Genomic DNA, 12,274 nt, shown 5'->3' with positions numbered 1-12,274 from the left:
GGAGGTCGTACGCCTGCAGCGAAGATCCTCCTGCGTAAAGGGCATGATGGGGAATTCGCATTCTAATCAGCACAATTAATAGGGAAAAAGCCAAGACTTTTTTCGTATTTAATTTTGCTTTCGATAAGATGGTCTTCCTCCTTATACTAAGATTTTTCTCTTTAATCGGGTGGGGGGAGCAGTTCATTTCTTTTGGCTTACCAGAACATAAAGCAGTTATCTCATGAAGTTAAAATAGCAACAAATGTTACGAAAAGAGCCATGCGAATACAGTCTTAATAAAAATGTTGTCATTTATGGTGAATAATGCCATAATAGTATTAATAAATAGAAAGCAGGTGATGTGTTATGAGTAAATCTAATTTGTACTTTGTTTTTGATTTTACTGACACGGCCTGTTTTCAATGTGCGGATGTATCATGATATCTGGTTGATCTTAAGATTCAACTGTTTCTTCGATATGCATATGAACCATGGCCGTGTCCTATGCCATGGTTTTTTTGTGTGTTCATTTTCCGGAAGACCGGATATATTAGGAGGAAACAATTTGAACGGATTAGAGACGATTTTTTTAGAAAAGGCCAATCAGTTGAAGGATGAAGCTCTTGAAATAGGAAGAGTGACTTCACAGCATAAAGGAGTATACACGCTGCTGTCTCTCTATGGAGAGTTTCAAGCAAAGCTACCAGGGAAATTTTACTATCAGACGCATACAATTGAGGGTTTGCCAGCTGTTGGAGACTGGGTAGGATTCGTACCTTTGGAGCATGAACAGGCGATGATTGAGAAAGTGCTGCCGCGCTCAAGCAAATTCTCCAGAAAGAAAGCGGGAGATGAAGCAGAGGAGCAAATCATCGCTTCCAATATCGATTTTTTATTCATTGTCTCATCATTGAACGGAGACCTGAATATCAATCGGCTTGAAAGATATCTGCTTCTCTGCTGGGAAAGCGGTGCGAGTCCGGTGCTGATTCTGAGCAAAGCGGACTTATGTGACAACGCTATCGAAAAGGCTGCCGAGGTGGAGGCAGTCGCGATGGGAGTACCCATTATTCCGGTTTCTTCAATAGAAAAAAGGGGATTGGAAGAGCTCACTCCTTATTTGGCTATAGGAAAAACAGCTGCGTTAGTTGGATCTTCAGGGGTAGGGAAATCCACATTGTTGAACAGTTTGGCAGGCAGAAGCCTGCAGGCTGTAAAGGAGATAAGAGAACAAGACAGCAAGGGAAAGCATACGACAACACATAGGGAGATGTTCCTTCTGGAAAATGGAGCGTTCATCATTGACACACCCGGTATGAGAGAGCTCCAAATGTGGGAAGGCAATGAAGGGATTTCCACTCAGTTCGGGGATGTAGAAGAATATGCAGAACTGTGCAAGTTCCGTGATTGCACACATGAAGAAGAACCTCAATGTGCGATCAGGCAGGCAATCCAACAAGGACTTCTGCAAGAAGAGCGGTATAGGAGTTATCAAAAGCTGCAGAGGGAAATCCAATATTCCAAAAGAAGAGCGGATAAACGCCTTCAATCTCTTGAAAAAAAGAAGTGGAAGAAGACCACGCAAAACAGAATGGGCCAACGGTAATCTAATTCTTTTACCTCTACTCATTTTCACGTTAGAATTATGCAATAAAGGGAATATTGTTATGGAGAACGCAGAAAGGATGAGAGTAATGAAGGAAACTCCTGAGGCTCGGAAAGCGACCTTTGCAGGCGGCTGCTTTTGGTGCATGGTTCAGCCGTTTGAGGAAATGCCGGGTATACTGAATGTGGTGTCCGGCTATACCGGCGGAGACAAAGAAAACCCAACTTACCGCGAAGTGTGTTCAGAAACAACAGGCCATTATGAGGCTGTCCAAATCACCTATGATCCGGAAAAGTTTCCTTATGAGAAATTGCTGGAACTTTACTGGCAGCAAATAGATCCCACTGATCCAGGCGGACAGTTTTTTGACAGGGGACAATCCTATACAACGGCCATATTCTATCATGATGAAGATCAACGGACAGCAGCGGAAGAATCGAAACAGGACTTGGCTAAGAGCGGCAAGTTTCAAAAGCCGATTGTTACCAAGATCCTGCCGGCCAAAGATTTTTATGAAGCAGAGGACTATCATCAGCAGTACTACAAGAAGAACCCTTCGCATTATCAAAGATACAGTATCGGTTCAGGCCGAAAAGCATTTACCAAAAAGCATTGGGGGGAGCAGCAGTGAAGAAAAAGGAAGAGTTAAAAAAAGAGTTAACACCCATGCAGTATGAGGTAACACAAAACAATGGAACAGAACCTCCTTTCAAAAATGAATATTGGGATGAATTCGGTGACGGTATCTATGTTGATGTCGTTTCCGGCAAACCATTGTTCAGCAGCAAAGATAAGTATGATGCAGGCTGCGGATGGCCAAGTTTTACAAAGCCGATCACAGAAGAGGAAGTAGAAGAAAAGATGGATTACAGCCACTTCATGGTCAGGAAGGAAGTCAGAAGCAAATCTGGTGACTCGCATCTCGGTCACGTCTTTGATGATGGTCCAGGTCCGGATCAGCTCAGATACTGCATCAACTCAGCAGCAATGAAGTTCATTCCTAAGGAAGACCTTGAAAAAGAGGGGTATGGCAAATATAATAAACTCTTTGAGTGATTGATGTGAGGCTGATTGAATCATTCCTTTAAAACATAATCTATGACAAACTTCAGACAATGAAAGGTTGATTGAAATGCTTAAGAAGCTATTCGGAAAAAAAAAAGAAGCACCAACTTCCATCAATGTACATTCTCCTCTAACTGGCAGGCTGCTTGACCTTGAAGAGGTGCCGGACCCTGTATTCTCTCAGAAAATGATGGGTGATGGTATTGCTGTCGAGCCATCGGAAGGAAAAGTGATTTCACCTGTAAATGGAGAGATCATTCAAGTATTCCCAACCAAACATGCTGTCGGCATCAAGGCTGAAAATGGTGCTGAACTTCTCATCCATATCGGACTTGAAACAGTTTCCATGAATGGAGAAGGATTTGAAGCCCATGTATCTGAAGGGAAAAAAGTCAAAGTAGGAGATCCTCTTGTGACCTTCGATATCAATCTTGTAAAAGAGAAAGCGAAGAGTACCATCACACCTGTCATCATTACAAATGGAGATGACTTTGAGGCAATTGAGAAAGCAGAAACAGGAGATGTAACAGCCGGGGAAAGCCAAGTAATGACGGTTTCTGCAAAATAAAAAAAAGAGCTGAAAAAATTTTCAGCTCTTTTTTTATGGCTTTTTTCGACTAGTTCATTATTTCGGACCAGATCATGAAGATCCAGATCATGAAGATCACAACCACTTAGACTTTCTTATTTTTTTGAGGATGTCATGCCGCCGGATAAAATGAACTTCATGGCATCTTCAGGACTGACATCAATGATCTCCACTTCTTCTTTCGGAACTAAAAAAGTGAATCCGGCCACCTGAAAAGTTTGCGGAATATAGACAGCGACATATGGCTGAAGGTGGCCGTGGAACTTTTCAAGCTCTTCTGAGGTGATGAAGCCGAGAGATTTCATTCCAGTACCGGGAAGAGTAACAAGCGCCACCTGTGAAAACGACTTCTTATCACCTATAAACGAATGTACTGTATCCTTAATGATGCTGTACAGAGTCTTAACCAAAGGAATTTTTTTAAGAGTAAAATCAAGCAGTTTGATGACTGAACCGGTTATGAATCTTGTGGAAAGCCATCCAAGGAGCGTGATCAGTATTACCGTTGCCAATATGCCAATACCGGGAATATAATTCTCATTCATGTAGGGTCTGAGTACATTCCCAAGCAGACCGTCTAGAAAAATAAAAAGCTTATAAACTACGTAAATCACCAAACCAATTGGCAAAATGGTCAGTACACCGTTAAAGAAATTTTTTATTAAGTACTTCATCCTGATCTCCTTGTTATTCATATAAGTTTGTAAGTATTTTTGAAATCCAATTGAACTTCCTTGATTACTATTTTGTAAGTATAAAGCAAATAGATGCTTTGGGGAAGGGGGCAGCACAAACATCGCCTGCTGGTGGCTGCAGTGAACAGAAATTGGGCAAAAGCACAAACACATTAGGCGTTTGCTACATAGAGTAATGGTGAAACAGAAATAAATCCGAGGAGTGATATGTTTTATGCATTACGGATATGACAATTGTTGTTATGCTTATCCTGCAGCACCTGTAGCTGGTGCAGGGTATGCGGGTGGATTCGCGTTGATTGTTGTGCTGTTTATTTTATTGATCATTATCGGGGCAGTTTGCTACGCGCCTAAAGGCTGATATTAATCTAAATATGAAATGAAGTAATACGAGAACAGGCCGATGTCTCATCGGTCTTTTTTTGCTGAAAAATAATATTTTTCAAACAGAGTGGATTACATAGGTCCTTAAATATTTATGGTTTCAGCAATTTTAATGGGAGGATGGATATTCAATTTAAAAGATTGGCTGGCAGGAGAGCTGTTCAGGCAACATGGAATTATAGACTTGTGGAATCCGGACAGTCAGCGAGCCATTCTGGCAGTTTCGATTCTCATATTCGCCAGTATCTGCACCCGGATAGTCAAACTGATTTCTTGCTTGAGTTGATCATTATAGAATTAAAGCTTCCTCTCCTATATTAACTTTTTCTAGAAAGATTCTCCTGTTCAAACATAAGTATTAGTAAGAGCAGAACTTCATACAAATCAGGAGGGGGTTTCATGCCTCATTCGCACCTAATCAAACCGATGCTATCTGAGGTTTATCCTGAAGTCGACTATGGCAAGGGTGTTTTTCTTTATGACAAGGCAGGTTTTGAATACTTGGATGCATGTTCCGGAGCAGTGACAGCTAATATTGGTCATGGTATTGAAGAAATATTGCAAGCCATTTACAGGCAGGGGCAGCAGGTTTCGTTTGTGTATCGTTCGCAGTTCACGAACGAGCCAAGTGAACAACTTGCTGCCCTTCTTTCAAAAGAAACGGGGTTGGATTGGTGTTTCCTTGTCAACAGCGGGTCGGAAGCAGTTGAAACGGCTGTGAAGATTTCCATCCAGCACTGGCAGGAAAAAGGAAGACCCTCAAAACGGAGGGTGATTTCCAGATGGTTAAGCTATCACGGAATTACCTTTGGGGCTTTATCAGCTTCTGGCCACCCTGTCAGGAGGGAAAGGTTTGATTCATTTGTGGGTGACTGGCCTGCCGTTGAACCCCCTTACTGTTACCGATGCCCATTTGGCAAGACCTATCCCGAATGCAATGTTCAGTGTGCCAGGCAGTTAGAAACGGTGATTAGAAGAATAGGAGAAGGAAATGTTGCTGCCTTCATTGCGGAGCCTGTCATCGGAGCGGCAGGGGGAGCGATCAACGCACCGCCGGAATATTTCAGGGTCATCAAAGAGATCTGTGAAAAGTATGAGATTCTGTTCATTGCGGATGAAGTGATGACAGGTTGCGGTAGAACCGGTACATTCCTGGCTATGGAACATTGGGGGATCAAACCGGATATAGTTGCGCTTGGAAAGGGCTTGAGTGCAGGCTACGCCCCGATTGCGGCTGCTCTCGTTATGAACGAAGTGCTCGAACCCATCCTTCAGGGGTCACAAGTCATCATGAGCGGACACACCTTCAGTGCAAACCCTCTTTCCAGTGCCGCGGCCCTGGCTGTTCTCAAACTTATAAAATCAGAGAAAATGATTGAAGGGATTGGAGAGAAAGCTTATTACCTGCAGAATGAATTAAAAGGAATGAAGAAGAATTATTCCTTTATCGGTGATGTCCGGGGGTTGGGGCTGATGATTGGAATTGAATTCGCCGGGTCAGTCAATGGGAAAAAAATAGATTCTGCCTTCACTTCAATTTTGGTGGAGGGTGCCAAAAAGGAAGGTCTCCTTTTATATCCAGCAGCTGCGGGAATTGATGGAAGAAGCGGGTCGGCAATAATGATTGCTCCCCCTTTTACGATCACCATACCTGAAATTGATGAGATTATTGCCCGATTAGAAAGGACGTTTAAAGCTATTACAGTGATATGAATTGAAGGAAGGGAAGATCATGGCGGAGCATAAGGTCAGTGATTACGAGGAGATTAAAGGTTATTTTCGGAATGGAATGACACTGATGTTCGGAGGCTTTGGGGGAGTGGGGTCCCCTCCAACCCTTATCAAGCACATTCTGCAATGGAATCTATCTGGTCTAACCTTGATTGGAAACGACACAGGATTTCCTTCAATTGGAATAGGGCAGCTGGTTTCTGAAGGAAGGGCAGTAAAAGTGATCGCATCTCATATTGGAAGCAATCCTGTTGCAGGAAGGCTGATGAGCGAAGGAAAATTAGAAGTTGAATTCTCCCCGCAAGGCATCCTGGCAGAAAGGATAAGAGCAGGAGGAAGCGGGTTATACGGCATCATAACGGATGTGGGTTGGGATGATCCATTTTTAAATAGTGATAAAGCGACCCTTGATGTGAATGGAAAAACATATTTGATCGAGACAGCGCTGACGGCAGAAGTTGGTATAATTTATGCAAAAAGGGCTGATAAGTTTGGTAACCTTGTCTATGATAAAAGCGCCAGAAATACCAATCCTTTAGTGGCAATGGCTGCCGATTTCACGATTGTGGAAGCGGAAGAAATCGTAGAGCCGGGAGAACTCGATCCTGAGGAAATTGTTACACCAGGAGTTTTCGTTGATAAAATTGTGCTTTCAAAAGGGGTTGACTGGAAGTGGGCTTGGGAGTAAGGGAGAAAAACGCAATGGCAGCCAGAGCGGCACAAGAAATCAGCGATGGAATGGTCGTCAATCTTGGAATCGGTATCCCTTCGTTAGTTCCTAACCATGTAAAAGAAGTGAAGAACATTCTCTTTCATGCAGAAAATGGAATCCTTGGGATTGGAAAATCACCGGCAGAAGGAGAAGAAGATCCCAACCTCTGTAACGCCGGGGGCTTTCCGGTCACTCTCCAACGGGGAGGAAGTTATTTTGACAGCTTGACGGCCTTCAGCATCATTAGAAGGGGGGTGCTTGACCTGACGATCCTGGGCGCACTTGAAGTCAGCGGAAGAGGAGATCTTGCTAATTGGATCATTCCGGGCAAGAAAGTACCTGGAATGGGGGGAGCAACTGAATTAGCAATGAAAACCAAAAAAGTGATTGTGTTGATGGCCCATCGCGATAAATATGGAAATAGCAAAATTGTGAAAGACTGCAAGCTCCCGTTGACTGCCAAAGGCTGTGTGAATATGATCATCACCGACATGGGGGTATTTGAGACAACCGAAACTGGATTAAGGCTCCTGGAAATATTTCGCCCCTATACACTGAGTGACATTACCCAAAACACAGAAGCTGCTTTTGAAGCAGCCGACAATCTAGGTTTTATTTGAACTCTTGAGTTTAAGAACCATGGTATGAAAAGAATTCGTCTGGAAAGTGCCCAAGTGTTTCCGAGGGAGCAATCTAAGAGACACTTCCCCAGGGAAAAAGAACTCAAGTGTTCCAAAGGAGCATTCTAAAGACACTTCGCCGAGTAAAAAGAGCCGAAGTGTCCCATAGGAACTTTGTAAAAGACACTTCACTGGGAAAGTAGCGTTCATGTATACAATAGAAGCTTTTTAAAAGACACTTCGCCATGAAAAAAGCACTCAAGTGTTCCATGGAATCTTTCCAAAAGACACTTGGCGGCGTAAAAAGCGCCGAAGTGTCCCATAGGAACTCTTTAAAAGACACTTTGCTGGGAAAGTAGGGTCCAAGTATGCCATAGGCAATTTGTAAAAGACACTTGGCCGCGTAAAAAGCGCCGAAGTGTCCCATAGGAACTTTGTAAAAGACACTTCGCTGGGAAAGAAGGATCCAAGTATGCCATAGGCAATTTGTAAAAGATACTTGGCCGCGTAAAAAGCGCCGAAGTGTCCCATAGGAACTTTGTAAAAGCCACTTCGCTGGGAAAGAAGGGTCCAAGTATGCCATAGGAACTTTATAAAAGCCACTTCGCCATAAAAAAAGCACTCAAGTGTTCCAAGGGAGCATTCTAAAAGACATTTCGCGGTGAAAAAAGCCTCAAAGTGTACCTGAACACAAATTTACAGGTTAGGTAAAGAACATTAAGTAAAGACCCTATCAACAACGAAGGATGTGAAAGAAATGGACAATAATGCGGTCAAACAATGGATCCACAGCCAGGAAACGCAGGCTGTCCGTCTCTTGCAAAAACTTGTTAAGGAAAAAAGTGTCCGCGGCAATGAATCTAAGGCGCAGGCGGTAATTATAGAAAAATGCAGGGAATTGGGAATGGAATTGGACATTTGGGAAATCGAGAAAAAGGAAATTGCGAACCATCCATTCTATCGCTGCGATCGTGAAGAGTTCCAGGGAAACCCAAATGTTGTTGGATCGATAAAAGGAAAAGGCGGCGGGAGGTCCATCATCTTAAATGGACATATTGATGTGGTGCCAGAGGGAGATGAATCTGCCTGGAATATCGATCCATATAGCGGAGAGTACCTTAACGGAAAGGTTTTTGGCAGAGGATCGACCGACATGAAAGGCGGGACAGTAGCCCTTTTGCTGGCAGTTGAAGCATTAAAAGAAAATGGAATTGAATTAAAGGGCGATATCATCTTTCAGAGTGTAATTGAAGAAGAAAGCGGCGGGACTGGAACCTTGGCAGCGTTGGTAAGAGGCTACACAGCAGATGCAGCCATTATTCCTGAACCAACGAACTTGAAGCTGTTTCCGAAGCAGCAGGGCTCCATGTGGTTCAGGCTTTCTATAAAAGGTAAACAGGCACACGGAGGAACCCGGTATGAGGGCGTGAATGCCATTGAGAAAGCAGTAACGGTTTTACAGGCATTGCAGGAGCTGGAGCAAAAGAGAAATGAAAAGGTGGCAGATCCCCTATATAGAAGTATACCAATCCCATTTCCAATCAACGTCGGAAAAATTGAAAGCGGCAAATGGCCATCCTCAGTCCCTGACTTGGCAGTGGTAGAGGGGAGAATTGGTGTTGGTCCGGATGAAACGATGGAAGAAGTGGAGAAACAATTGGAATCTTTTCTGAAGAAACTTTCAGACTATGATAATTGGTTTGAGCATCATCCGGTCCTGCTGGAATGGTTTGGAGGAAGATGGCAGCCGGGAAGTATTGAGCCGGACCATCCTTTCCTGGACGTAATGGAAGATGCTTACCAGGATGTGTTTGGTTCAGATCCTGTCATTGAAGCTTCCCCGTGGGGAACAGACGGCGGAATTTTGTCAAAGGGAGGAAATATCCCCGTGATAGTATTCGGGCCAGGTACAACAGAAGCAGCTCATGATGCAAATGAATACATTGAAGTTCCCAAGATTCTGCTGGCAGCAGAAGTGATTGCCTCTGCCATCATCAAATGGTGTGAGGTATCAGACGCTGTAGACGAATAAACTGTTGGAAGTATTGGTGTTCCAGAAGGCGCATGCCTAAGCTGGTTATCCAGTGTGCCTAAAAAGTAGTTAAGGAGTTTACAATCTAAGGAGATTAACAGCTATTCATTATCAAAAATAATTAAAGCCTCAATCACATTTCTAAATGAAGAAAGCAGGGAGAGGGATGCAATACATTAAAGAAATCAAAGGAGACAGAGCGAGCGTCAAAATCTATTGTGATTCTTTCAATGAAAGAATCAGGCTTGACGGTTATTCAGGGAATTTAGATGAAATCAATGAAATGATAAATAAAGCTGCACAGGAGGCCGCTGCAGAGAAAGTGATTATCAAGTCCCGACGTGAACATCTCCACTTTTTTATAGAAAATGGCTATGAGTTAGAGGCCAATATTAACGGATACTTTCATGGAAGTGATGCCTATTTTTTGGCGAAGTTTTTAACGGTCCAGAGAAAGATGAGCACTGGCTGGGAAAAGTCCAACAGAATCTTGACGGAAGTTCAAAAGCTGAAGACTGAGGATAAGTATCCTTTATACGCCTACAGTCTTCAAAGAGCTGATATCGAAGATGCTGAAAGGCTGGCCGGCCTCTATGAAAAGGTCTTCCCTGTGTATCCGGTCCCATTGCAGGATGAGAAGTATGTCCGGAAATCGATTGAAAGCGGAACCATTTTTTTATTTGTAGAAAAGAGCGGGGAAATCATAAGTGCTGCGTCTGCAGAAATCGACAAGTGCCTTCGAAGTGCAGAACTCACTGATTGTGCCACACTTCCTGCTTTCAGGGGAGGGGGCCTGATGAAACAGCTGTTGACCGGGCTGGAAGAAGAACTGATAAAGCAGGAATTCTATTGTGCTTATACAATAGCCAGATCGCTTTCGTTCGGGATGAACGCCGCATTCAGGCATCTTGGGTACCGCTATGGAGGCAGGCTTGTGAACAATTGTTATATATATGACAAAATGGAGGATATGAACATTTGGTGGAAGGATTTAAGTGCCTTATAAAATCTTGTTATAAAACCAGAAACCATTTTTCCTGGCCCATCATAGCCTAGAAGTAACTAGAATTTTGTTTGTGGAAGGGCTGTCAGTCTGGTGAAATGATGGAGAAGGGTTGGTGCTTCAAATGTTGAATGATCTATATAAACCTAAGAGACATTGGAAGGACATAGAAGTATGGAAGGACGTCACGGAGGAACAATGGAATGATTGGATTTGGCAGCTGACCAATACAATCAGGACCCTGGATGATTTAAAGAAAGTGATCAACCTGACTCCCGAGGAAGAAGAAGGAGTCAGAATCTCCACGAAAACCATTCCGCTGAATATTACTCCCTATTATGCCTGGCTCATGGATGAACAGGATGCCCGTTGTCCTATCAGGATGCAGTCGGTGCCAATAGGAAAGGAAATTCACAAAACGAAATATGATATGGAAGACCCTCTGCATGAAGATGAGGACTCCCCTGTTCCCGGACTTACTCACAGGTATCCTGACCGAGTACTCTTTCTTGTCACCAATCAATGTTCAATGTACTGCCGCTATTGTACAAGAAGGCGCTTTTCCGGCCAAATCGGGATGGGTGTCCCAAAGAAGCAGCTGGATGAAGCAATCAATTATATACGGGAAACCCCTCAGGTCAGGGATGTTCTGCTTTCAGGCGGGGACGGCCTGCTTATTAATGACAAAATCCTTGAATACATCCTGAAGAATCTAAGGGAAATTCCACACGTGGAAATTATTCGTATCGGCACTCGAGCACCGGTAGTATTTCCGCATCGAATCACGGAAAACCTTTGTACCATCCTGAAAAGGTATCACCCCGTTTGGCTTAACACCCATTTCAATACATCCCTTGAAATCACCGAGGAAGCCAAAAAAGCTTGTGAAATGCTTGCTGATGCAGGAGTTCCTGTAGGGAACCAGGCGGTCATTCTCGCTGGAATCAATGACAGTGTACCTATCATGAAAAAACTGATGCATGATCTCGTGAAAATCCGAGTCCGCCCTTATTACATTTATCAATGTGATTTATCTGAAGGGATCGGACACTTCAGAGCTCCTGTTTCAAAAGGACTTGAAATCATTGAAGGCTTAAGGGGCCACACATCCGGATATGCCGTACCGACCTTTGTAGTGGACGCGCCGGGGGGCGGGGGCAAAATTGCCCTTCAGCCTAATTATCTTATTTCGCAAAGTGCAGGAAAAGTGGTTCTCCGGAACTTTGAGGGAGTTATCACGACCTATCCAGAGCCGGAAAATTATACACCGGGCAGGGCAGACGAATATTTTAATTCTATCTATCCTTTGAAAAATTTTGAATCCTCCATAGGGATTACCGGGCTTCTGAATGAATCCAAATCCACACTCGTCCCTGAGGGGCTGCACAGGCAGGACAGAAGAGAGAATTATGTCACTAATCCAGAGCATAAATCACTGAAGGACTTTCGGGAAAAAAGGGACGTTTTAAAAGAGAAAAAGTACCAGGCTCAGCTTAAGAAAATGGATAAGGCAGACTCTTCCGATGATTGAAAGGTTTGAGTGCGAATGGTGCGGGGAAGAAGAAGCATATAGAAGCAGAGGGCCGGTTTTTTGGGAACTTCCCGACGGATCAAGGGCTATTGAGATTACAGGAACCCCACAAGTCTTTTGCAGCGGCTGCGGTATAGTCTTTACCGAGGAAGCGGTTACAATTGAATTAGAGGACCAGCTGCTGCTGATTGACACAAAACCGCTTGGAGAAAAGATTTCTTATCGTGACTTGATGAAAATAGAGAGGAAACTGAAAAGAAACTATTTCCGATTTGACTGATTTGATTTCTGCGTTTCTCTTTACGTTTCCTGTTTGTTTATGTA

The 12,274-nt window shown here is 43.6% G+C and carries 13 protein-coding genes and 1 pseudogene; 13 read left to right on the top strand and 1 reads right to left on the bottom strand.

Annotated features, from left to right (window positions below):
* The first annotated feature begins 547 nt into the window (after positions 1-547).
* From rsgA to FZC78_RS04855, 4 genes are all read left to right on the top strand, one after another.
* Positions 548-1,588, top strand: a complete 1,041-nt coding sequence (gene rsgA, locus FZC78_RS04870; RefSeq protein ID WP_252183508.1) for a ribosome small subunit-dependent GTPase A — start codon at positions 548-550, stop codon at positions 1,586-1,588.
* A gap of 61 nt (positions 1,589-1,649) precedes the next feature.
* Positions 1,650-2,219 (top strand): peptide-methionine (S)-S-oxide reductase MsrA, encoded by a 570-nt coding sequence (msrA, locus tag FZC78_RS04865; RefSeq protein ID WP_148938513.1) that lies wholly within the window; start codon positions 1,650-1,652, stop codon positions 2,217-2,219.
* A 35-nt stretch (positions 2,220-2,254) separates the two neighbouring features.
* Positions 2,255-2,644 carry a peptide-methionine (R)-S-oxide reductase MsrB gene (msrB, locus tag FZC78_RS04860; RefSeq protein ID WP_148938815.1) on the top strand — a complete coding sequence of 130 codons (390 nt, stop codon included), beginning with the start codon at positions 2,255-2,257 and terminating at the stop codon, positions 2,642-2,644.
* 76 nt (positions 2,645-2,720) lie between these two features.
* A complete protein-coding gene (locus FZC78_RS04855) occupies positions 2,721-3,221 on the top strand; it encodes a PTS sugar transporter subunit IIA (RefSeq protein ID WP_148938512.1) in 501 nt (166 codons plus the stop codon).
* A gap of 116 nt (positions 3,222-3,337) precedes the next feature.
* On the opposite strand, the gene FZC78_RS04850 is transcribed toward FZC78_RS04855, so the two are convergent.
* Entirely contained in the window at positions 3,338-3,916 is a 579-nt protein-coding gene (locus tag FZC78_RS04850; protein ID WP_148938511.1) for a DUF502 domain-containing protein, read from the bottom strand.
* A gap of 289 nt (positions 3,917-4,205) precedes the next feature.
* Here FZC78_RS04850 and FZC78_RS24825 point away from each other — a divergent pair.
* From FZC78_RS24825 to FZC78_RS04805, 9 genes and pseudogenes are all read left to right on the top strand, one after another.
* Positions 4,206-4,298 (top strand): annotated as a pseudogene (locus tag FZC78_RS24825) (YjcZ family sporulation protein); the annotation flags it as partial.
* Between the two features lie 143 nt (positions 4,299-4,441).
* Positions 4,442-4,642: a hypothetical protein gene (locus FZC78_RS04840; protein ID WP_148938509.1), complete on the top strand. Its 201-nt coding sequence runs from the start codon at positions 4,442-4,444 to the stop codon at positions 4,640-4,642.
* 78 nt (positions 4,643-4,720) lie between these two features.
* Positions 4,721-6,034: an aspartate aminotransferase family protein gene (locus tag FZC78_RS04835; RefSeq protein ID WP_148938508.1), complete on the top strand. Its 1,314-nt coding sequence runs from the start codon at positions 4,721-4,723 to the stop codon at positions 6,032-6,034.
* Between the two features lie 19 nt (positions 6,035-6,053).
* Entirely contained in the window at positions 6,054-6,740 is a 687-nt protein-coding gene (locus FZC78_RS04830; RefSeq protein WP_148938507.1) for a 3-oxoacid CoA-transferase subunit A, read from the top strand.
* A complete protein-coding gene (locus tag FZC78_RS04825) occupies positions 6,725-7,384 on the top strand; it encodes a 3-oxoacid CoA-transferase subunit B (protein ID WP_148938506.1) in 660 nt (219 codons plus the stop codon). Before FZC78_RS04830 ends, FZC78_RS04825 begins: the two co-directional genes overlap by 16 nt.
* A gap of 757 nt (positions 7,385-8,141) precedes the next feature.
* The gene (locus tag FZC78_RS04820) at positions 8,142-9,416 is read left to right on the top strand and encodes a peptidase (RefSeq protein ID WP_148938505.1); all 1,275 of its coding nucleotides are present in this window, start codon (positions 8,142-8,144) and stop codon (positions 9,414-9,416) included.
* Positions 9,417-9,582: 166 nt separating this feature from the next.
* Positions 9,583-10,422 carry a putative beta-lysine N-acetyltransferase gene (ablB, locus tag FZC78_RS04815; protein ID WP_187444806.1) on the top strand — a complete coding sequence of 280 codons (840 nt, stop codon included), beginning with the start codon at positions 9,583-9,585 and terminating at the stop codon, positions 10,420-10,422.
* Positions 10,423-10,543: 121 nt separating this feature from the next.
* Positions 10,544-11,950, top strand: coding sequence for a lysine 2,3-aminomutase (ablA, locus tag FZC78_RS04810; RefSeq protein WP_148938814.1), 1,407 nt, complete (start codon positions 10,544-10,546; stop codon positions 11,948-11,950).
* Positions 11,943-12,230 carry a YokU family protein gene (locus FZC78_RS04805; protein WP_148938503.1) on the top strand — a complete coding sequence of 96 codons (288 nt, stop codon included), beginning with the start codon at positions 11,943-11,945 and terminating at the stop codon, positions 12,228-12,230. The genes ablA and FZC78_RS04805 overlap by 8 nt, the downstream gene beginning before the upstream one ends.
* Positions 12,231-12,274 lie beyond the last annotated feature (44 nt).

Origin of the sequence: Rossellomorea vietnamensis (genome assembly GCF_008180415.1) — a bacterium.
Taxonomy (GTDB): domain Bacteria; phylum Bacillota; class Bacilli; order Bacillales; family Bacillaceae_B; genus Rossellomorea; species Rossellomorea vietnamensis_C.
Note: the sequence above shows the minus strand (reverse complement) of the source record. Positions and strands in the feature narration are given on the sequence as shown.

Coding starts and splice junctions, on each gene's coding strand:
- FZC78_RS04830 (WP_148938507.1), top strand. CDS start 6,054: ATGGCGGAGCATAAGGTCAGTGATTACGAGGAGATTAAAGGTTATTTT.
- FZC78_RS04850 (WP_148938511.1), bottom strand. CDS start 3,916: ATGAAGTACTTAATAAAAAATTTCTTTAACGGTGTACTGACCATTTTG.
- FZC78_RS04835 (WP_148938508.1), top strand. CDS start 4,721: ATGCCTCATTCGCACCTAATCAAACCGATGCTATCTGAGGTTTATCCT.
- FZC78_RS04805 (WP_148938503.1), top strand. CDS start 11,943: ATGATTGAAAGGTTTGAGTGCGAATGGTGCGGGGAAGAAGAAGCATAT.
- FZC78_RS04855 (WP_148938512.1), top strand. CDS start 2,721: ATGCTTAAGAAGCTATTCGGAAAAAAAAAAGAAGCACCAACTTCCATC.
- FZC78_RS04820 (WP_148938505.1), top strand. CDS start 8,142: ATGGACAATAATGCGGTCAAACAATGGATCCACAGCCAGGAAACGCAG.
- msrA (WP_148938513.1), top strand. CDS start 1,650: ATGGAGAACGCAGAAAGGATGAGAGTAATGAAGGAAACTCCTGAGGCT.
- ablA (WP_148938814.1), top strand. CDS start 10,544: ATGTTGAATGATCTATATAAACCTAAGAGACATTGGAAGGACATAGAA.
- ablB (WP_187444806.1), top strand. CDS start 9,583: ATGCAATACATTAAAGAAATCAAAGGAGACAGAGCGAGCGTCAAAATC.
- msrB (WP_148938815.1), top strand. CDS start 2,255: ATGCAGTATGAGGTAACACAAAACAATGGAACAGAACCTCCTTTCAAA.
- FZC78_RS04840 (WP_148938509.1), top strand. CDS start 4,442: ATGGATATTCAATTTAAAAGATTGGCTGGCAGGAGAGCTGTTCAGGCA.